The following is a 19,563-nucleotide window of genomic DNA, read 5'->3' on the forward strand; positions in this document are numbered from 1 at the left end:
CAATGGGCTGACGAAGCTGGGGATTGTGGGCTCGGAGCAGTTCATCAACTGAGGCTGTCCAAGAGAGGCGGTCCAGACGCACAAGTTGTTGAGTACGTTTCTTCCAAGGAAACTTTATCGCCCTGCCGTGCTAACGGCGGGGCGTTTTTTTTTGGTGGTTGCAGCCTGCAATCGATCTCATTTCTTGTCTTATGATCCAAGCTTGAGGAGTTACAAGGTCACATGGTCAAGCCCGTCCCCGACAAGAAAAAAATCCAGATGGCCGACATCGCCCGTTTGGCAGGGGTGTCAACGGCCACGGTGTCCCGCGCACTCAACGGCAGCCCCCTCATCAACGAAGAGACCCGCCAGCGCATCCAGGAGTTGGCCAAGTCGCTGAGCTACACCATCAACCTGGGGGCCCAGAGTCTGCGTCGAGGCGGTAACCGCACCATCGGGGTGGTGATCCCCTACAACGCGACCAACCGGCAAAGCATTTCCGATCCGTTCTTTCTGGCCATGCTGGGCAGTCTGGCCGACGCACTGACCGAGCGGCAATACGATCTGCTGTTATCGCGGGTGGACTCGGAGCACCTGGACAACATCGCTGCCCTGTACGACTCCGGTCGTGTGGGCGGCATCATCATGATCGGCCAGTGGGGCCACCACGATCAACTCAACGAGCTGGCCCGCCGTCGTTTGCCTTTTGTGGCCTGGGGCGCGCAGTTGCCCAACCAGCTCTACTGCAGCGTGGGCAGCGACAACTTGAGCGGTGGCTACATGGCCACCGAGCATTTGCTGACGACGGGCCGCAAGCGTCTGGTTTTCATGGGTGACAAGACCCTGCCCGAGCCCGAAAAGCGCTACGCGGGTTACCAGAAGGCCTTGCGCAAGTTTGGCCTCAAGACCGAGTCGGATTTGTACATCGCATCGTCGTTTGCGCCACTGGATGCACAACGCGCCTTGCGCGAACACCTGGACCGGCATGGTTTGAATTTCGATGCCATCGTGGCAGCCAGTGACTTGCTGGCGATCAGTGCGATCGGCGTGTTGCGCGAGCGGGGCTACCAGGTGCCCGCAGACGTGTGCGTGGTGGGTTACGACGATGTGGAGTCGGCAGCGCACAGCTTCCCGCCCGTGACCACAGTGCGTCAGCCGCTCGATTTGGCCGGGGTTCAACTGGTCGACAGCCTGGTGAAGGTGATGGCGGGTGAAGAGCCCGTGTCGCAGACCTTGCCCACCACCTTGGTGGTGCGCGAGTCAACCCAAGTCAATCCTGAGGTCAGCGGCCGCGGCGCATCGTGAAGCGTGTGGGTGATGCTGGGGCAGCATCAGCTTGCCGCATGCCTTCGATCTGACGTCCGCATTGGCCTTCGCTGGCCGTGCCCAGCCAGGTGGCCGCTATGCGCAGGCCATCGTGGCTTTCTTCCATGGTGAATTCCCCCTCGTCCCAATCGGCCACGACCTCGGCCGTGCGTGTGCCCTGCAGCAGGCGGCCTTTGAGGCTGCCCGTGTGCTCAGGGTGCGCCAGCAGGGTCAGTGACCAACGCTCGGGTGGTTGGCCGTGCAGCTCCACGGTCCATGAGCCGATCAAGCCTTCGGCTCTGATCTCAGCGGCTGTCGGGCATGGGGTCTGGCCCAGGCTGGGCATGGACGCCAGCAAGCAGGTCAAGACGGCCAAGGCCAAGGCCACACCCCATCGCTTCATGACTTGACCTCGGCCGCTTCGGCTGCGCGTTTGGCGAATTCGGCGCGCAGGGCCTTGAGTTTTTCGCGCGGGTCTTCTTTGGCAGTGCTTTTGTCGAGCGCCATTTCGGTGATGAAGCGGCTGGGCAAGGCCGCGACCATCTCGCGGCCTTTTTTGCGGCGGCGCGTCCAACTCACCGCCAGGCTGCGCTGTGCGCGGGTGATGCCCACATACATGAGGCGGCGCTCTTCCTGCAGCCGCTGCAGGATGCCTTCGCTCATGGGGCCATCGCTCCGACCCGAGTGTTCGTCATCGTCGCCCAGCTTGAACGGCAGCAGCCCTTCGTTCACGCCCACCAGCATCACATGCGGCCATTCCAGGCCCTTGGAGGCGTGCAGGGTGGAGAGTGTGACCACATTCTGTTCCTGCTCCCGTTCGTTGAGTGTGGAGATCAGCGAGATGGTCTGGGCGACTTCCAGCAGGCTCTTGCTCACCGTGGCCTGAGCGCCACTGGCGTCGTCGATCTCGCCGCCGCAGCGGCCTGCCATCCAGTCACAAAATTCGAGCACGTTGGTCCAGCGGGCGGCGGCCACCTTTTCGTTGTCTTCGCCGTCGTAGAGGTGCTTTTCGTAGCCGATGTCCTTGAGCCATTCGGTCAAGAAGGCCATGGCGGCTTCTTTGCCCAGGGTGTGGCGGGCGCGGTATTCCAGATCGTTCACGAAGCGGCCAAACTCGTGCAGGCTGCCAATGGCGCGGCTTGAGACGGCGCTGGGCAGGCTGCTGGCAAACAGTGACTCGAACAGGCTGAGCTTGTACTGCGTGGCAAAGGTGCCCAGTTGGGCCAGCGTTTGGTGACCGATACCCCGCTTGGGACTGGTGACCGAGCGCAAAAACGCCGGGTCGTCGTCGTTGTTGATCCACAGGCGGAACCAGGCGCACAGGTCCTTGATCTCGGCCTTGTCGAAAAAGCTCTGACCGCCCGAGACCTTGTAGGGGATCTGTGCACGGCGCAGCGCCTGCTCGAAGGGGCGGGCCATGTGGTTGGCGCGGTAGAGGATGGCAAAGTCCTTGAATTCGCGGTATTGGCCCATGCCTTCGCTAGAGGTGCCTGCGCGGATCGACTGGATGCGCGCCACGGCACGCTCGGCCTCGTGCTCCTCGTTGTCGGCGTCAACCACGCGCACCGGCTCGCCTTCGCCCAGCTCCGAAAACAGCGTCTTGGGAAACAGCTTGGGGTTGGGCTGGATCACGTTGTTGGCCGCCCGCAGGATGGCGCTGGTGGAGCGGTAGTTTTGCTCCAGCTTGATGACCTTCAGGTTCGGAAAGTCCACCGGCAAGCGCTTGAGGTTGTCGAGCGTGGCGCCGCGCCAGCCGTAGATCGACTGGTCGTCGTCGCCCACGGCGGTGAAGCAGGCCCGCTCGCCCACGATGTGCTTGAGCACTTCGTACTGGGTGGCGTTGGTGTCCTGGTATTCGTCCACCAGCACATGGGCCAGTGTCTTTTGCCACTTGGCGCGGACCTCTTCATGCTCGGCCAGCAGCTTGAGTGGCAAGCCGATCAGGTCGTCAAAGTCTACGCTCTGGTAGGCCGTCAGCCGTTCTTCGTACAGCGCCATGATGCGGGCAATGACCCGTGCGTTGTCGTCGGGGGCTTGCGCTGCGGCCTGCGCGGCATTGAGCCCCATGTTCTTCCAGAGGCTGATGGTCCACTGCCACTGGCGGGCGGTGGCAGAGTCGGTGGTGCCGCCACAGTCCTTAAGGATGCTGACCACGTCGTCGGCGTCCAGGATGCTGAATTGGGGCTTGAGACCCAGCACATGGCCGTCCTCGCGCATGATGCGCACGCCCAGGGCGTGGAAGGTGCAGATCACCACATCCTTGGCGGCCTTACCGATCAGGCCTTTGGCCCGTTCGCGCATTTCGGTGGCGGCTTTGTTGGTGAAGGTGATGGCCGCGATTTTTTTGGGCTCCACACCAACCTGGATCAGGCGCTGGATCTTGTGTGTGATCACCCGCGTCTTGCCCGAACCGGCACCCGCCAGCACCAGGCACGGGCCGGAGACGTAGTTCACGGCGTCGAGTTGGGCAAGGTTCAGACCGGCAGACATGGCAGGGGATCGGGCGCGAAGCGATGGAGAGGCACGGGAGAGGCACAGAGGCGAAGCGGGCCATCATAGCGGGTGGCACTGCATGGCCGGGTGTGCTGCATTTTTGGGCATGTCCGTGTGGCGACCGGGGCCACCGTCGATTGGCGCGACAATCACCCCATGCTGGATGTTTTGCGGGTCACGTTCCCATTCTTTGCCCTGGTGTTGTGCGGCTACCTGGCTGCCCGAAAAGGTTTTCTGCCCTTGCCGGCCATTCCCGGCCTGAACGGCTTTGTGCTGTTTTTCGCGCTGCCGTGCATGCTGTTTCGCTTTGGTGCCAGCACCCCGATTGCGCAGCTGCTCGACGCAGGGGTGTTCTTCTCGTATTTGCTGTGCGCCATCCTCATGGTGGCGTTCAGCGTTTCGGTCAGCCTCAACGAGCGCATCCGCTGGAATGACGCGTCATTGGGCGCCCTGGTGGCGGCGTTCCCCAATACCGGTTTCATGGGGGTGCCGCTGCTGGTGGCGCTGCTCGGGCCTGCGGCCGCTGGCCCTGCCATCGTCACCATCCTGGTGGACATGGTGTTGACCACCTCCTTGTGCATTGCGCTGTCGCGGCTGGACGCGGCGGGCGAGCATGGCGCTGCGGTGGCCGCGCGCAAGGCCTTGGCGGGCGTGGTGCGTAACCCGATGCCCTGGGCGATTTCCCTGGGCGCGGTGTTTTCATGGCAAAACCTGGAGCTGATGGGCCCGGTGGCCAAAACGGTCGGCCTGCTGGGCGATGCCGCTTCGCCTGTGGCCCTGTTCACCATCGGTGCGGTGCTGGCGCGCTCGCAAATGCTGGCGCACGAGCGCGAGCATGGCCCATTGCGCGTCGTGGACTACCTGCCCATCGCCTTCATCAAGCTGCTGGTGCACCCGGTGCTGGTGTTTCTGGTGGCGGCCATCGCCATGCGCGCCGGGGTGACGATCGAGCCCTTTGCGCTCACGGTGATGGTGCTGGTGGCCGCTTTGCCCAGCGCGAGCAATGTGTCGCTGCTGGCCGAGCGCTTTGGCGCGGACAACGGGCGGATCGCCCGCATCATTTTGGTCACGACCGCTGCGGCGTTTTTGACGTTCTCGGGGGCTGTGGCCTTGCTCAAGCCCTGAGGCTGCAGGCCTGTCCCACTGAATCAAATCGCCTGCGGGTCCACATCCACCAGCCAGCGGATCACGCCTTTGTGCTCGGGCTGGCCGCGCAGGTGGTGCAACACCGCATGAAGCTGCGCCAGCACTTTGTGCAGGTCGCTGCGCGAGGGGCTCTCCAGCAGCATTTGCGCACGCTCCACATCGGCCACGCGCTGCATGCTCAGCGGCACGGCCGGGTACAGACTCACTTGCTCCAGCAGCTCGGGGCCGCCCGGCATGGCGGCAAGCATGGCCTCCAACGCGGCCCGTGCCGCGCTCAAAAAGCCCTGGGCCACCTCCTGGCTGCGGGCATCGGCCCGCAGCAGCGCCTGGTGGCTGATGGGCGGCAAGCCGGCCGCAGTGCGGTCGGTCAGTTCGCTGGCGGCAAAAGCCGGGTAGTCGTGGCGTTTGAGCGCTTCAAACAGCGGGTGCGTGGGGTGGAAGGTTTGCACCAGCATCTCGCTGCGGCTGCCTTGGTCGGCATCGCGGCCCGCACGGCCTGCGGCTTGCATGAGCAGTGCAAACAGACGCTCGGGCGCACGGAAGTCGCTTGAAAACAGCGCGCTGTCCGGGTTGATCGCCGCCACCAGCGTGATGCGCCGAAAGTCATGGCCTTTGGCGATCATCTGTGTGCCCACCAGGATGTCCACTTCGCCGCTGTGCACTTGCGCCAGCTGGCTCTCCAGTGCGCCTTTGAGTTTGGTCGTGTCCGCGTCGATGCGCGCAATGCGCACGGGGCCGCCGTCGGGGCGGCGCACATCGGCCAGCAGCTCGCCCAAATGTTCTTCGAGTTGCTCGGTGCCCCGGCCCATGAGCGCGATGTCGGCGTTGCCGCATGCGGGGCAGGCGCGTGGCACGCGGTCGGTGAAGCCGCAGTGGTGGCAGCGCAGCGTGCGGTCGATCTTGTGGAACACCCGGAACGCGCTGCAGTGCTTGCATTCGCTCTTCCAGCCGCAGTCGGCGCAATGCAGCACCGGGGCGTAGCCACGGCGGTTGAGCAGCAGCATGCTTTGCTCGCCCTTGGCCACGCGGTCTTGCAGGGTTTGCAGCAACGGGGCCGACAGCACGGCGCGGCGTGCTTGGTGGTTCATGTCCACGCGGCGCACTTGGGGCAAGGCCGCTGCGCCCACGCGTTCGGGCATGTGCAGACGGACATAGCGCCCGCCTGGGTCGCCCGCCGCATCATCGGCCGGGCGGCTTTGGTACCAGCTCTCCAGCGAAGGCGTGGCCGAACCCAGCACCACCTTGGCACCCAGAAGGCGGCCCCGGTACACCGCCAGGTCGCGGGCCGAGTAGCGCGCGCCTTCTTGCTGTTTGTAGCTGGCGTCGTGCTCTTCGTCGACCACGATCAGCTTCAGCTGCGGCATGGAGGCGAACACCGCCATGCGCGTGCCCAGCACGATGCGTGCAGCGCCTGCGTGCGCGGCCAACCAGCTCTTGAGCCGCTGAGGCCCGGTGAGGCCGCTGTGCATGGACACCACTGCCTCCGAGCCAAAGCGCTCTTGGACCCGCGCTTCGAGCTGGGGGGTGAGGTTGATCTCGGGCACCATGAGCAGAGCCTGGGCTTGCGGGTCGGCCTGCAAAAGGCGCTGTACAGCCTGCAAATACACCTCGGTCTTGCCGCTGCCCGTGTTGCCGAACAGCAGGAACGGCCCAGCCTGTTGGTCGATGTGCTGCAGCACAGCGCTTTGCTGTGCGGACAGCGCGGGGCCAGTCGCTGCGTGGACAGGCCCGGTGGCGGCAGGCAGTTTCTTGAGCCTTCGCGCCAGCTGGATGGGGTCCAGGTCGCGCAGCTGCGGTGGCAGGGCCGACAGCGCCACCTCACCCAGAGAGCGCTGGTAATACTGGGCCGAGAACTGCACCAGTTTGAGCCAGTGCTCATCGAGCGGGGCGATCCCGTCCAGCACGGCGCCAATGTCTTTGAGCGCCGAGGTAGCAATGCCTTCGGGCGCCTGGGCGTGTACCCGCCAGACCACCCCCATCACTTCGCGTTTGCCCAAAGGCACACGCACCAACTGCCCTGGCACCACCGCCACCGGGCTGCGGTAGCTCAGCAAGCCGCCCACCCCGCTGTGCGCGGGGGTCTGAACGGCGATGTCGAGCCAGCAGCAGTTGTTCACGGTATTGGAATTTTCTTTGAGAATTTAAGCGGTTTTGATGGTTAGAGATTTTCTTCAAAACCGCGTTAAGTGCTTGATTTCACTGATCTTTGGAAGTCTTCCCAAAAAACTGTGGATAACTTTGTTGAAAACCTCGCTCCGATGCCCGCAAACCCTGAAAAATCAAGCCTTTCGCCAGATTGCACGTCTTCTGAGCAAATGAGAAGGTTCAATAAAATCAATGACTTACGTACAATGATGGGACACCCTCATGTTGCTTTGCAACACACTGTAACAGCCCAAGGGTGTTGGTGCTTTTGTGCATAAGTCAAGCCTTGCGCACCTGTTTCTAACCCATTGATGGCACAAAAAATGCCTGAAACCCAGGCATTGTGTGATAAGGCGGCTCAGCGCCCTTGGCGCAGGCTGCGGGAGTGGGTGTGCACCGCTTCGACCAAGGCCGACACGTGCTCGGGTGGTGTGAATTGGCTGATGCCGTGGCCCAGGTTGAAGATGTGCGTCGGGCCAGTGGTGTTCTTGTCGGTGTGCGGCGCGCCAAAGCTGTCGAGGACACGGCGTACCTCGGTGGCGATGTGTTCGGGCGGGGCAAACAGCACATTCGGGTCGATGTTGCCTTGCAGTGCCTTGCCGGGGCCGCCGACTTCACCGCCCACTTGGGCGCGGGCACGGCCCAGATTCATGGTCCAGTCCAGGCCCAGCACCTCGCAGTCCAGACCTCCCATCTCGGGCAGCCACAGGCCCCCGCCTTTGGTGAAGACGATGCGCGGGATGCGTGCGCCTTCGTGTTCGGTTTTCAGCTGGGCCAGCACGCGCGCGGTGTAGGCCAGGCTGAATTGTTGGAATGCGCCGTCGGCCAGCACGCCGCCCCAGCTGTCAAAAATCATCACGGCCTGCGCTCCGGCTTCGATTTGCGCGTTCAGGTACTGCGCCACCGAGTCGGCGTTGATTTCCAGAATGCGGTGCATCAGATCGGGGCGGCTGTACATGAGGCTTTTGACTTGGCGGTAGTCATCCGAGCCTGCACCCTCGACCATGTAGCAAGCCAGCGTCCAGGGGCTGCCCGAAAAACCGATCAGCGGTACGCGGCCGTTCAGTGCCTTGCGGATGCTGGTGATGGCATCGAACACGTAGCGCAGCTTGTCCATGTCGGGCACGGCCAGCTGGCTGACTGCCGCTTCGTCGCGCACGTTTTTGGCGAACTTGGGGCCTTCACCCAAAGCGAAGCTCAGGCCCAGGCCCATGGCATCGGGCACCGTGAGGATGTCGCTGAACAAAATGGCGGCGTCCAGTGGGTAGCGATCGAGTGGCTGCAGGGTCACTTCGGTGGCGTAGTCCACGTTGGTGGCCAGGCCCATGAAACTGCCGGCCTTGGCGCGGGTGTCACGGTATTCGGGCAGATAACGGCCCGCCTGGCGCATCAGCCACAGGGGGGTGTAGTCGGTGGCCTGGCGCAGGCAGGCGCGCAAGAAGGTGTCGTTTTGAAGGGGGGCGAAAGAACTCATGCCCCGATTGTCGCAGGGCTGACCACCACCCACTTGAGCCAAGTCAAGGCAGGGCGCTCAGCACCTCTTGGACCGAAGGCAGTTCGGACAGCACCACGGGTGGCTTCCCCGAGGTGTAGACCGCATAGACCGGCACACCGTTGCGCCCCAGTTGGGCGAGGGCTTGGGTGATGGCCGGGTCGCGCCGCGTCCAGTCGGCGCGCAGTGTGCGCACGTTTTTGGCGTCAAACGCCGCCAGTACCTGCACATCGGCCAGGGTGGTCTTTTTGTTGTACTGGCAGGTCACGCACCAGGCGGCGGTGAAGTCGACGAACACGGTTTGCCCCTGGGCCAGGCGCGCGTCCACCTCGGCAGGGGACCAGGCACCCCAGCGTTCGGTGGTGTTGGCGCTGGCATTGGCAGGATCCTGCAGCGCATGGCGCAGGGGGCTCCAAGCGATGCCCAGCACCGTGACCAAGGCCAGCAGTGTCAACACGGTCCGGGTGCTGCCTTGCAGGCCCAGTGCCCACACCAGACAAGCCAGGCCGAGCAAGAAGGCCAGCAGGCTGCTGGCGCCGTCGATACCGGTTTGTTGCCCCAACACCCAGACCAGCCAGATGACGGTGGCGAACATCGGAAACGCCATGGCCTGGCGGAAGGTCGCCATCCAGGGCCCAGGGCGCGGCAGACGGTGCGCCAGCGCAGGCCACAGGCTCGCGCCCAGGTAGGGCAGGGCCATGCCCAGGCCCATGGTGGCAAACACAGGCAGGGCTTGCCACAGGGGCAAGCCGATGGCCAGGCCCATCGAGGCACCCATGAAGGGGGCCGTGCAGGGCGACGCGATGGCCACGGCCAGCACGCCCGACAAGGCAGCGTCCACCGTGGGGTGTCGGCTTTGCAGGTTGGTGACGGCGCTGGGCAGCAGCTGGCCGAATTCAAACAGGCCCGTGAGGTTGAGGCCCAGCAAGGTGAAGAGCACGGCCAAGGCCGTGACGGTCAGGGGCGACTGCAGCTGAAAGCCCCAGCCCAGTTGTTCACCCGCAGCGCGCAGCGCCATCAGCAAGGCGCCCAGCAGCACAAACGACAGCACCACCCCGGCGGTGTAGGCCAGGCCCATGGCGCGGTGTTCGCGGGCGCTGGTGCCCGGGCGGGTGAAGCCCAGCACCTTGATGGCCAGCACCGGAAAGACGCAGGGCATCAGGTTCAGGATCAGGCCGCCGACCAGCGCGCCCAGCAAGGCCAGGCCTAGGCTCAAGGCCGAGGGATGGGTGGGCGTGGTGGCTGCATTGAGGGCCAGCGCCTGTGAGAGCGCAGCGGGCACGCTGGCACTGTTGGGAAGAGGGGGCCAGGTGCCTTGCACAGGGGTTTCGATGTCCAACGCAGGCGCTTGGGGGGCCGACTCGGGGCCGGTGGCGATCACCCAGCGCATCAGCTGCGGTGCGTCACCCCGTTCTTTGGAGACAGGAATGCGGGCCGCCCACACAGCGCCCTGCCAGTATTGCGTCCAGCCTTGGCCTTGGGCAGCGGCGTTGTGGACCACATCGGGTGAGACGGGGAAAGCGCTCAGGGTTTGACCACGCCAGCCCACAGGCAGACCATGCAAGCGCAACTGCAGCGTTTGGCCATCGTCCGAGAGGGTGGTGGCACCACCGGTGATCCAGCTGCCCCCCAGCTTTTGTTGGGCCAGCTTTTGCGGGCTGCGCTGGCGGGCGGCTTCAAAGGCCTCGCCATGCAGTGCGGTGGCACTTTGCACGGACAGGTTCAGGTTGAACTGACCTTCCTGGGGAATGCATTCCTGTCGACACACCAGCCACTCGGCCTTGAGCTGGATGGGCAAGGTGGCAGGCAGCGCGGCGTTGGCCGCCACGGTGATGGGCACGCGCAGCAGCACGGTGTCTTCGTAGCCGTAATTGGCCAGGCTGCCGATCGGGATCTTCTTGGGCAGTGGCCACTCGATGGCACCCGCTTGCAGGCCTGCAGGCAAAGTCCAGTTCAGCTGGGTGGGCAGGCCCGAATCGCCGGGGTTTTGCCAGTAGGTGTGCCAATGCGGCTGGTGGCGGATCTGCAAACCCAGCCAGAAAATTTGACCAGGCTGCACGCCTTGCGGCGCATGGGCCAGCAACTCGGCGCGCACCTGGTCTGTTTTGACCACCGGACCACCCAACAAACCTTGAGCGACAACCGAAGCCGACAGCCAGCACCCCAGCAGGACCATGCCCCACCAGCGCGCTGCCCCATTGCCCATGCGTTTGAACACACCCATGTTTGTGAAACCGTTGTCAAAAGAATCGACTGTACACTGCAGGGCGTACCCGAGAGCAAGCCCGTTTAAGATAAGCGCATGACAGCACCTTTGCGCTATTGGGCCGACTTGGCCACCACCGACTTTGCAGCGCTGGACCTTTCGCGGGCCATCGCGGTGCTGCCCGTGGCCGCGACCGAGCAGCACGGGCCGCATTTGCCCCTGTCGGTGGACACCGACCTGGTCGATGGCGTGGTGCAGGCCTGTCTGCCGCACCTGCCCGCCGATCTGCCCGCCCTGTTCTTGCCCACCCAGAACGTGGGCCTGAGCCCGGAGCATGCCCGCTTTGCGGGCACCTTGACGCTCAAGGCCGAGACCGTGATCCGGTTGTGGACGGACCTGGGCGAGTCGGTGGCGGCCAGTGGCGTGAAAAAGCTGGTGCTGCTCAACGCCCATGGGGGGCAGGTCAGCGTGATGGACATCGTGGCGCGTGACCTGCGCGCACGCCTGGGCATGCTGGTGTACAGCGTGAGCTGGTTCAATCTGCCCCTGCTGGATGTGCAAGGGCGGGATGTGAACACCTTGTTCAGCGCCGAGGAACACCGTTTTGGGGTGCACGGCGGCGAGGTGGAAACCTCGATGATGCGGGCCTTGCGCCCCGACCGGGTGCGCATGGACCAGGCGCAAGACTTCCGTTCGACCGCACAGGACCGCGCCGGGCGCTTTCCGATTTTGGGCAATGGCAAGAGCGCCAAGCTGGGCTGGCAGATGCAGGACTACAACCCACACGGCGCAGCGGGCAACGCTGCAGCGGCGACAGCAGCCAAAGGGCAGGTCTTGCTAGATGCCTCAGGGCGCGCGTTGGCGCAGCTGTTGACCGAAATCGACCAGCTGCCGCCAGACACTGTGCGCGATCAGGTCAGCGCAGCATAAGTTGGCAGGACCAGCTCGCAGTGCTGTGGGCTGACGCAGCGAGGGTATTCGCGCGTGCTGTCGATGCAGCCGCCTTCGGCGTACACCCCTTGTGGATCACGCAGACGCAGCATGCGCTTCAGCACCTTTGCTTTGGCCTGCGGGTCAGCGCATGTCTGCCGCACATGCGCCTCGACCACGTTTTCGTCCATCTGCCACTGGCCTTGGGCATTGGTGTGGGCACCATCGCGCCAATGGTAAATCTCAATGGCTTTGGATTCGAGCGTGTAGGGCTGGTCACGTTGCCAGAAATTGCTGAACAGCCCTCCGCCCATGTAGATGACCCAGGAGCCCTCGTAACCCATCACGTCCGATGAGCGTTCGTCGGGGTTGCGAAACCACAAACGGTCACCAGGGACATAGTAGTGTGCAGGCAGCGGCTGTGCCATGCTGCCGTATTCGACCAGGTAGACCTCATGGAACTGACCTGATCGCACCGCGTGGTTTTCATTGAGTTGTTGCAGGTCGTTCAGCAGTCCGGGATGGTGTGCTTTCAGCTCCAGCGCGATGCCCAGCAAGATCACGTACTCGGTGGCACGATAGCAGGAAAAGTCGTAGAGCCTCCCGCTCGCATCAGGCTGGGTGGCGGCGATCAGGGCCTCGACCAGGCAGCGGCCCGGCTGCAAGATGAAGCCGTGCTCGTCGCCGCCATCTCGCCAGTAACATGAGGGGCGCTCGGCAGCTTCGGTCTTGAAAGCAAGCGCTGTTTTTTTGGCAGCTTGGGCAATGTGCTGGCGCACCCGGATGTGCGAGGCCAGCGCGGCAACGCTGGTGAACTGAAAGCCCTGCGGCGACACCAGCATGGCCGCCAGGATTTCCCGTGCCAGCGCAGTTGCTTCGCCATCGGCCGTGACGGGCAACCGCTCGCGCAGTTTCAAGGTGTCGTGTTGAGGGGCCCAAGTTTGCAGCAGTACGGGGGGCAAACCGTAGGCCCGCATGTGGATGGGCCCCATACCTGGCCAGTCGGTTTCGGTGACCTCTGGCAAGTGGTGCGCATGAAGCAATTCCCGCATTTCCTGCCGGGCTGCCATGGCCGCATCGGCATCGGGGCTGATGAGCTGAATGCCTGCGGGGAAGACTGCTGAAACACCGTTCATGCACCCATTTCGGGTACGATTTACATAAGTTTACATTGGTGAAAATACGGGTGGAGTCAGGCGAAAGTGACCCAGTCCCGGTGCTCGGCACTGTCCAGGTGTGGCAGCGTGTTGTAGGTGAGCAGCATGTGTCGTTTGGGCGTGAACACGAACTCGGTCAAGGCGGTGTTGCGGATGCGCAGGTTCAGCTCGATCGTGGTCTCTGCGGGCGCGCCCAGCACCTGCCCGACGGCGGTGGAGATGGGGCCTCCGCTGGACACGATCAAGGCATTGCCGGTGCAGTTTTGCCGCACATGGTCGAGCGCATCGGTGATGCCCTGCACAAACTGCGCGTAGCTGGGCATGTCCCGGGGCTGGGTGTGGCCATCCATCCAGGCCTTGAGCGCGTCGCGCAGCAGTCGGAAGTGGTGGCGGTACATCTCGGGCGTGTCGGGTTTGGCCAAGGGCTCGGGGTGGATGGTTTCGATCAGTGCGTGGCTGTCGTACTCGTTCAGGCCCGGCCAGACTTCGGGGGTGTGCTGCCACTGCGCGCCTTCGGCCAGGCCTTCCCAGGTCTGGCGATGGCGGCGCAGGCTGCCCATGAGCACGGTGTCGATCTGCACGCCCTCGCGCGCAAAGCGCTGGCGCAGGTATTCACCCAGGCGCACCGCCTGCTGGCGGCCCAGCGGGCTGAGTTGATCGTAGTCGTCGGCCCCGAACGAGGCTTGTCCGTGGCGGACCAGATAAAGCGTTCCCATGGCGCTGATTGTGCTCAGCCCAGGCGGTTTGGCCTGTCGCTGGGGTGATCAGAGGCGCACGGTGCCTTCGACACAGCCGACCACGTCACCGCCCACCCAGACCTGGCCTGTGTCGTCTTGCGACAGGAACACCTGACCGGCACGGCCCAGCGCCGTGCCCTGGCGGGCGCTGTAGCGCGCGGGCATGTGGCCTTCGGCCATCAGCCATTGCGCCAGCGATGCGTTCAGGCTGCCGGTGACCGGGTCTTCGGCGATGCCGACCGGGGCAGCGAACGCGCGCACTTCCAGATCGGTGGGGTCATCCGTGATGCGGGCCGAAGACGCAAAGGCACGGGCTTCGCGGTTGGCGCGGCGGATCAGGCCATCCCTGCTGGGGGCGCGTTTGGCGGCGATGCCGACCTTGGTGTTCAGGCGTTTGAGTGCCGCGTGGTCGGGTTCCAGCGCGAGCAGGCTGTCCACCGAGTCGATCAAAAGGCCCAGCCAGTGCGGGCCGTTGTTCAGGTCCTGCGCGGCCAGCACCTCGTCGGCGTGCAGGCCCAGTGCCGCCAGCACCTCGGCCAGCAGGGCTGGCGCGGGCGTGTGGCGTTGCAAGGGAGGCGCTGCAAACGCCCAGCGGCCAGCAATGGATTTCAAAGTGACCAGGCCCACGCCGCATTCCTGCACCAGTTGGCCGCTTTGCCGGGGCTGTCCGCCCGCGCTCAGCCAGGCGTGGGCGGTGCCCAGTGTGGGGTGGCCTGCAAACGGCAGCTCCATGCCGGGCGTGAAGATGCGCACCCGGTAGTCGGCACCCCCTGCCGCCCCTTCGGGTGTAGGCGGCAGCACGAAAGTGGTTTCGCTCAGCTGCGTCCAGGCGGCAAAGGCCTGCATCTGCGCATCGCTCAGCCCGGTGCCGTCCAGCACCACGGCCAGCGGGTTGCCCAGGAGGGCGGTGTCGGTGAAGACGTCGACTTGCCGGAACGCACGGGTTGTCATGGCGAGGTCCTGCGTGCGGGTCAGAGCGATTCGCGGATGGCGGCGGCCAGCGCGGCCATGCCGGTGTTGATCTGGTCGACCGTGGCGGTCACAAACGACAGGCGCAAGGTGCTTTCGTTGGCGTCCTGCGCGTAGAAGGCCAAGCCGGGCACGAAGGCCACGCCTTTGGCGACGGCTTTTTCCAGCAAGGGAACGGCCTTGAGGCCCCGGGGCAGTTGCACCCACAGGAACATCCCGCCCACCGGGCGGTTCCAGGTCAGGCCCAGGCCTGCCATTTCGCGGTCGAGCGCGGCCAGCATGGCGTTGCACTGCTGTTTGTAGAGGGCGCGGATGGTGGGCACATGGCGTTCGATGAAGCCGTCCTTGAGCACTTCGGCCACCACGCGCTGGTTGAAGCTGGGCGTGTGCAGGTCGGCGGCCTGCTTGGCCTGCAGCAGTTTGGGGTAGAGCGCCTTGGGGGCGACCAGGTAGCCCAGGCGCAAGCCGGGGGCCAGGATTTTGGAAAACGAGCCGAGGTACACGCTGCCCTCGGGGTGGCGTGAGCTGAGCGAAGGTGCAGGCTGCTCGTCAAACCAGAGGTCGCCGTAGGGGTTGTCTTCGATGATGGGCAAGCCGGTTTCGATGGCGACCTGCGCCACGGCAGCGCGGCGTTCTTCGGTCATGGTGCGGCCCGTGGGGTTCTGGAAGTTGGGCAGCAAATACACAAATCGGGCTTTGTCCGCCCCGGTGCCCACTTTGGCGCGCAGGTCGGCGGCGTTCACGCCGTGGTCGTCACTGTCCACGCTCACCACGGTAGGCTCCATCGGGGTGAAGGCCTGCAGCGCGCCCAGGTAAGTGGGGGTCTCCACCAGAATGCGGCTGCCCGCATCGATCAGGATCTTGGCCAGCAGGTCCAGGCCTTGCTGGCTGCCAGTGGTGATCAGCACCTGATCGGGGCTGACGTTCATGCCTTGTTTGAGCAGATCTTGTGCGACCCATTCGCGCAGCGGTGCATAGCCTTCGCTGGCGGCGTATTGCAAGGCGGCCTTGCCGTCCTGGTCGAGCACGCGTTCGCTGGCTTCGCGCATGGCGTCGATGGGGAAGGTCTGGGGCGAGGGTAGGCCACCGGCAAAGCTGATGATGCCGGGCTTTTCAGTGACCTTGAGGATCTCGCGGATCACCGAAGGGTTCATCTTGTCGGCACGTTGGGCCAGGTTCCAGTTCATGTTCTGCTCCTTGAAGTTGTGTTTATCGGGTGGCGGGGGCGTTGGCCATGCGCCGCCCTATAAAGACCGTGAGCACCACCAACAAGGCAAAGCCCAGCGTCATCGCATCCAGTGATTCTCCCAGCAAAGGGACCGCGGCCACGATGCTGATGAACGGTTGCAGCAGCTGCATCTGGCTCACCCGCAGCGGGCCACCCAGTGACAGCCCACGGAACCAGGCGAAAAAGCCCACCCACATCGAGAACACCCCGACATACAGCAGAGCCAACCAGGCAGCAGGCGCAATGGCTTGTTCAGGCCAGGTGAGCCAGGCCCCGGGCAGGGTGATGGGCAGTGCCATCACACAGACCCAGCTGATGACTTTTTCAGCGCCCAGACTGGCCGTGACTTTGGCTCCGGCCACATAACCCAGGGATGCAGCAACCACTGCGCCCAGCAGCAAGGTGTCAGCCCAAGTCAAGCCAAAGCCGTGGCCCATTTGTGCAGCGCGAAGCACGCTGTAGACCGCGACCAAGCCGCTGCCCAAAGCGGCAAACACCCAAAATCCCAGGCGGGCCCGCTGGTGCATGAGCCAAGCGGCAGCGGCGGCCGTGGCCAGCGGCAGCAAGGCGGTGATGACGGCCGCGTGGCTGGCCGTGACGTGGCGCAGCGCCCAGCCCAGCAGCAGTGGGTAGCCCACCACATTGCCTGCCAGCGACAACAGCAAAGGCCCGCGCTGTGCGCGGGCAGGCTGCGGGGAGCGCGTGATCAGCAGGTAAGCGATGGACAGCAAACCCGCCAGCGCGGCCCGACCCCAGGTGACAAACCAGGGCGACAGTTGAGGGGCATCGACGGTGCCAGTCGCCAGCCGTGTCGCGGGCAAGGTCAGTGCAAAGATGAACACGCCCAAAAAGCCCAGCCACAACCCTTTTGTTTCGTTGCTCGTCATGCGGCCCCTTGGCGCAAACCGCTCAACAGCCAAAGCACGGTGGCCAACAGCGCTGCCGCCATACAGCGGTTGAAAACCAGCAACCGGTTGCCTTGCGCCAGCCAGTGCCGCAGCATGGAGCCGGCCACGGCATAGGTGAGGTTGCTCACAAAACCGTAGGCCACCATGATCGGCAGCAGCAGCCAAGTGCGCTCTGCTGCGTTCTCATGACCCGCAATCCATCCGGCCACGATGGCCAGAGCCAGCATCCAGGCCTTGATGTTGAGGAACTGCAAGCCCACGCCTTGCCAAAAGCCCACATTCAGTTGGGTGCTGTTGGCGTGCTGCAGGTGGCCGCTTTGCCACAGACGTGAGGCCAGCCAGAGCAAATAGGTGTTGCCCAGCACCACGATGCCCCAGCGCAGCGGTGGCCAGGCCACCACCAAAGAGCCCAGTCCCGTGGCGCACAGCGTGAACAGCAGGCCCCAGCCCACAGGCACCGCGCAGACAAAACGCATGGCGTGCTGCAAACCGTGGTTGGCGGCCATGGCGGTCGACAAGGTGGTGTTGGGCCCCGGGGTGAAGCTGCTCACGGTGGCGAGCAGCAACAGGGCGCTGAGTTCGGCTGGCGTCATGGGGTAAATGTAGTGCCCGATCGCAAACCGGAGGGTCGCCTTTTGGACTGGGCCTTGCGGGTCAGCGCGCCGACAACATCTCCCAGCGTTCCAGCGCCTGCATCAGCAGGTCGTCGATTTCGGCATCACGCTTGAACAGCTGCTGGGCCAGGCCCGCATCGCGCTGGTAGATGCTGCCGTCGGCCAGTTGGGCGCGGGCATCGGCTTGTTCTTTTTCCAATGACTCGATCAGGGCTGGCAGGCTGTCCAGCTCGCGCTGCTCTTTGTAGCTGAGTTTTCGGCTGGGGGTGGCGGGCGCAGAGGGTTTGACTTCCGTTGCTGGTGCACTGGGGGTCACCGCTGGTGTCGATGCCGCTTGACGCTGGGTTGCTTGTGCAGCAATGGCTTGCGCACGCTGCGACTGGGTCAGCCAGTCCTGCACCGAGCCCTCGTATTCACGCCAGAAGCCGGGCTGGTCCGGGGCGCTTTCGCAGGCGATGATGCCGGTGACCACGTTGTCCATGAAAGCGCGGTCGTGGCTGACCAGAAACACGGTGCCTTCGTAGGTTTGCAGCAGCTCTTCCAGCAGTTCCAGGGTTTCGATGTCCAGGTCGTTGGTCGGTTCGTCCAGCACCAGCACGTTGGCTGGGCGCGCAAACAGTCGCGCCAGCAAAAGACGGTTGCGTTCACCGCCCGACAGGGAGCGCACAGGTGAAGTGGCCCGTGCGGGCGAAAACAGGAAGTCGCCCAAATAGCTTTTCACGTGTTGACGCTTGTTGCCGATTTCGATCCATTCGCTGCCGGGGCTGATGAAGTCTTCCAGCGTGGCGTCCAGGTCCAGCGCATCCCGCATCTGGTCAAAGTAAGCCACTTCGAGTTTGGTGCCGCGGCGCACTTGCCCGTGGTCGGGCTCAAGTTCGCCCAAAATCAGCTTGAGCAAAGTGGTCTTGCCTGCACCGTTGGGGCCCAGCAAGCCGATCTTGTCACCACGCAGCAGGGTGCCGGTGAACTTGTGGATGATGGTGCGAACCGAGCCATCGGGCTGGGTGAAACTCTTGCTCACGTCCGTCAACTCGGCCACCAGCTTACCGCTAGGCACGCCGGAGGCGACTTCCATGCGCACATTGCCCACCTTTTCCCGGCGTGCCGCGCGTTCGCTGCGCAGGTTCTGCAGTCGGGTGATGCGGCTTTGGCTTCGGGTTCGTCGCGCTTCCACACCTTTGCGAATCCAGACTTCTTCTTGTGCCAGGAGCTTGTCGGCTTTGGCCTGGATCACGGCCTCCTGCGCGAGTTGTTCTTCCTTTTGGATTTGGTACTGCGCATAGTTGCCCGGGTAGGGGCGCAGTTTGCCCCGATCCAATTCCACAATGCGTGTAGCGATGCGGTCCAGGAAGGCCCGGTCGTGCGTGATGGCGATCACGCTGCCCTTGAAATCAATCAGCAGGTCTTCCAGCCAGGTGATCGCGTTCAGGTCCAAGTGGTTGGTGGGCTCATCTAGTAAGAGCACATCGGGGCGGGTGACCAAGGCCTGGGCCAGGGCCACGCGCTTGCGCATGCCGCCCGACAGCGATTGCACCAAGGCGCTGGGGTCGAGTTTGAGGCGCTGCAAGGTCTCCTCAAGGCGCTGCTCCCAGCCCCAGCCGTCTCTCGACTCGATTTGGCTTTGCAAGGTGTCCAGGTCACCTCGGCTGTGTGTGTAGTCGTCGATCCATTGCACCACCTCGGCCAGGCCTTCACGCACGGCTTCAAAAATTGTGTGCTCAGGTTGCAGCACGGGTTCTTGCGCCACATAAGCGATGCGCACGCCCTGTTGTACATGCAAGTTGCCGTCGTCTGGTCGTTCTAGGCCGCCCAAGATCTTGAGCAGCGAAGACTTGCCTGTGCCATTGCGGCCAATCAGGCCAATGCGTTCGGATGTCTCCAGAGAAAAGTCTGCATGATCCAGGAGTGCCACGTGACCAAAAGCCAGTGAAGCGTTCAAGAGTGTGAGTAAAGCCATGGTCCCATTATCCGGGCGAGGGATTGCAAATTTGGTCGTACATTCCGAAAGACTTGCCCGAGACCAAAAAACTGTGTCATAATCGAAGGCTTCGCTGGTTGCAGCGGCCGCAAGTTCAAGTTCACTTCAACTTGTGGTGCTTCTGAAAAATCTCAAAAAATTCTTCAGAAGCACGCAAAAAGCGTGTTATGATCTAAGGCTTCGCTGATCGCAGCGGGGTTTGAGAAAAGGTGGCGCAAGCTGCCTGGGTTCTTTAAAAAATTACAGCCGATAAGCGTGGGCGTTTGATGGTGATGG

Annotated in this window: 16 protein-coding genes; 4 read left to right on the forward strand and 12 right to left on the reverse strand. The window is 63.7% G+C overall.

The window, feature by feature from the left end; all coding sequences use genetic code 11:
- Together IC609_RS16115 and IC609_RS12620 are read left to right on the forward strand one after the other, a co-directional pair.
- On the forward strand, positions 1-195 hold a 195-nt coding region (locus IC609_RS16115), incomplete at its 5' end, for a hypothetical protein (RefSeq protein ID WP_225224180.1).
- A gap of 27 nt (positions 196-222) precedes the next feature.
- Positions 223-1,284, forward strand: a complete 1,062-nt coding sequence (locus IC609_RS12620; protein WP_225224181.1) for a LacI family DNA-binding transcriptional regulator — start codon at positions 223-225, stop codon at positions 1,282-1,284.
- On the opposite strand, the gene IC609_RS12625 is transcribed toward IC609_RS12620, so the two are convergent.
- Complete coding sequence (locus IC609_RS12625; protein ID WP_191819889.1) at positions 1,262-1,687, reverse strand: hypothetical protein; 426 nt, start codon at positions 1,685-1,687, stop codon at positions 1,262-1,264. The genes IC609_RS12620 and IC609_RS12625 overlap by 23 nt on opposite strands.
- Complete coding sequence (locus IC609_RS12630) at positions 1,684-3,774, reverse strand: ATP-dependent helicase (RefSeq protein WP_191819890.1); 2,091 nt, start codon at positions 3,772-3,774, stop codon at positions 1,684-1,686. Before IC609_RS12630 ends, IC609_RS12625 begins: the two co-directional genes overlap by 4 nt.
- Positions 3,775-3,933: 159 nt before the next feature.
- On the opposite strand from IC609_RS12630, the gene IC609_RS12635 reads away from it, so the two are divergent.
- A complete protein-coding gene (locus tag IC609_RS12635) occupies positions 3,934-4,902 on the forward strand; it encodes an AEC family transporter (RefSeq protein WP_191819891.1) in 969 nt (322 codons plus the stop codon).
- A gap of 23 nt (positions 4,903-4,925) precedes the next feature.
- Here IC609_RS12635 and priA read toward each other — a convergent pair whose 3' ends face one another.
- From priA to IC609_RS12650, 3 genes are all read right to left on the reverse strand, one after another.
- The gene (gene priA / locus IC609_RS12640; protein ID WP_191819892.1) at positions 4,926-7,040 is read right to left on the reverse strand and encodes a replication restart helicase PriA; all 2,115 of its coding nucleotides are present in this window, start codon (positions 7,038-7,040) and stop codon (positions 4,926-4,928) included.
- A 386-nt stretch (positions 7,041-7,426) separates the two neighbouring features.
- Positions 7,427-8,542 (reverse strand): uroporphyrinogen decarboxylase, encoded by a 1,116-nt coding sequence (gene hemE, locus IC609_RS12645; RefSeq protein ID WP_191819893.1) that lies wholly within the window; start codon positions 8,540-8,542, stop codon positions 7,427-7,429.
- A gap of 43 nt (positions 8,543-8,585) precedes the next feature.
- On the reverse strand, positions 8,586-10,784 hold the full coding sequence (locus IC609_RS12650; RefSeq protein WP_191819894.1) for a protein-disulfide reductase DsbD family protein: 2,199 nt from the start codon (positions 10,782-10,784) through the stop codon (positions 8,586-8,588).
- Between the two features lie 78 nt (positions 10,785-10,862).
- On the opposite strand from IC609_RS12650, the gene IC609_RS12655 reads away from it, so the two are divergent.
- The gene (locus IC609_RS12655) at positions 10,863-11,696 is read left to right on the forward strand and encodes a creatininase family protein (RefSeq protein WP_191819895.1); all 834 of its coding nucleotides are present in this window, start codon (positions 10,863-10,865) and stop codon (positions 11,694-11,696) included.
- Here the strand turns inward: IC609_RS12655 and IC609_RS12660 are convergent.
- The 7 genes from IC609_RS12660 to IC609_RS12690 all read right to left on the reverse strand — a co-directional run bounded on the left by IC609_RS12660 (position 11,678) and on the right by IC609_RS12690 (position 19,266).
- Positions 11,678-12,832, reverse strand: coding sequence for a hypothetical protein (locus IC609_RS12660; RefSeq protein WP_191819896.1), 1,155 nt, complete (start codon positions 12,830-12,832; stop codon positions 11,678-11,680). The genes IC609_RS12655 and IC609_RS12660 overlap by 19 nt on opposite strands.
- Positions 12,833-12,888: 56 nt before the next feature.
- Positions 12,889-13,569 (reverse strand): histidine phosphatase family protein, encoded by a 681-nt coding sequence (locus IC609_RS12665; protein ID WP_191819897.1) that lies wholly within the window; start codon positions 13,567-13,569, stop codon positions 12,889-12,891.
- A gap of 48 nt (positions 13,570-13,617) precedes the next feature.
- Positions 13,618-14,541 carry a PhzF family phenazine biosynthesis protein gene (locus IC609_RS12670; RefSeq protein ID WP_191819898.1) on the reverse strand — a complete coding sequence of 308 codons (924 nt, stop codon included), beginning with the start codon at positions 14,539-14,541 and terminating at the stop codon, positions 13,618-13,620.
- Between the two features lie 20 nt (positions 14,542-14,561).
- Entirely contained in the window at positions 14,562-15,746 is a 1,185-nt protein-coding gene (locus tag IC609_RS12675) for an aminotransferase-like domain-containing protein (RefSeq protein ID WP_191819899.1), read from the reverse strand.
- Between the two features lie 22 nt (positions 15,747-15,768).
- Positions 15,769-16,674: a DMT family transporter gene (locus IC609_RS12680; protein WP_191819900.1), complete on the reverse strand. Its 906-nt coding sequence runs from the start codon at positions 16,672-16,674 to the stop codon at positions 15,769-15,771.
- Positions 16,671-17,288, reverse strand: a complete 618-nt coding sequence (locus IC609_RS12685) for a LysE family translocator (RefSeq protein WP_191819901.1) — start codon at positions 17,286-17,288, stop codon at positions 16,671-16,673. Before IC609_RS12685 ends, IC609_RS12680 begins: the two co-directional genes overlap by 4 nt.
- Before the next feature lie 61 nt (positions 17,289-17,349).
- The gene (locus tag IC609_RS12690; RefSeq protein ID WP_191819902.1) at positions 17,350-19,266 is read right to left on the reverse strand and encodes an ATP-binding cassette domain-containing protein; all 1,917 of its coding nucleotides are present in this window, start codon (positions 19,264-19,266) and stop codon (positions 17,350-17,352) included.
- Positions 19,267-19,563: the final 297 nt, after the last annotated feature.

The organism is Limnohabitans radicicola, from assembly GCF_014837235.1.
Classification (GTDB): domain Bacteria; phylum Pseudomonadota; class Gammaproteobacteria; order Burkholderiales; family Burkholderiaceae_C; genus Limnohabitans_A; species Limnohabitans_A radicicola.

Coding starts and splice junctions, on each gene's coding strand:
- IC609_RS12630 (WP_191819890.1), bottom strand. CDS start 3,774: ATGTCTGCCGGTCTGAACCTTGCCCAACTCGACGCCGTGAACTACGTC.
- hemE (WP_191819893.1), bottom strand. CDS start 8,542: ATGAGTTCTTTCGCCCCCCTTCAAAACGACACCTTCTTGCGCGCCTGC.
- IC609_RS12680 (WP_191819900.1), bottom strand. CDS start 16,674: ATGACGAGCAACGAAACAAAAGGGTTGTGGCTGGGCTTTTTGGGCGTG.
- IC609_RS12685 (WP_191819901.1), bottom strand. CDS start 17,288: ATGACGCCAGCCGAACTCAGCGCCCTGTTGCTGCTCGCCACCGTGAGC.
- IC609_RS12675 (WP_191819899.1), bottom strand. CDS start 15,746: ATGAACTGGAACCTGGCCCAACGTGCCGACAAGATGAACCCTTCGGTG.
- IC609_RS12655 (WP_191819895.1), top strand. CDS start 10,863: ATGACAGCACCTTTGCGCTATTGGGCCGACTTGGCCACCACCGACTTT.
- IC609_RS12625 (WP_191819889.1), bottom strand. CDS start 1,687: ATGAAGCGATGGGGTGTGGCCTTGGCCTTGGCCGTCTTGACCTGCTTG.
- IC609_RS12650 (WP_191819894.1), bottom strand. CDS start 10,784: ATGGGTGTGTTCAAACGCATGGGCAATGGGGCAGCGCGCTGGTGGGGC.
- IC609_RS12660 (WP_191819896.1), bottom strand. CDS start 12,832: ATGAACGGTGTTTCAGCAGTCTTCCCCGCAGGCATTCAGCTCATCAGC.
- IC609_RS12690 (WP_191819902.1), bottom strand. CDS start 19,266: ATGGCTTTACTCACACTCTTGAACGCTTCACTGGCTTTTGGTCACGTG.
- IC609_RS12620 (WP_225224181.1), top strand. CDS start 223: ATGGTCAAGCCCGTCCCCGACAAGAAAAAAATCCAGATGGCCGACATC.
- IC609_RS12635 (WP_191819891.1), top strand. CDS start 3,934: ATGCTGGATGTTTTGCGGGTCACGTTCCCATTCTTTGCCCTGGTGTTG.
- IC609_RS12670 (WP_191819898.1), bottom strand. CDS start 14,541: ATGACAACCCGTGCGTTCCGGCAAGTCGACGTCTTCACCGACACCGCC.
- IC609_RS12665 (WP_191819897.1), bottom strand. CDS start 13,569: ATGGGAACGCTTTATCTGGTCCGCCACGGACAAGCCTCGTTCGGGGCC.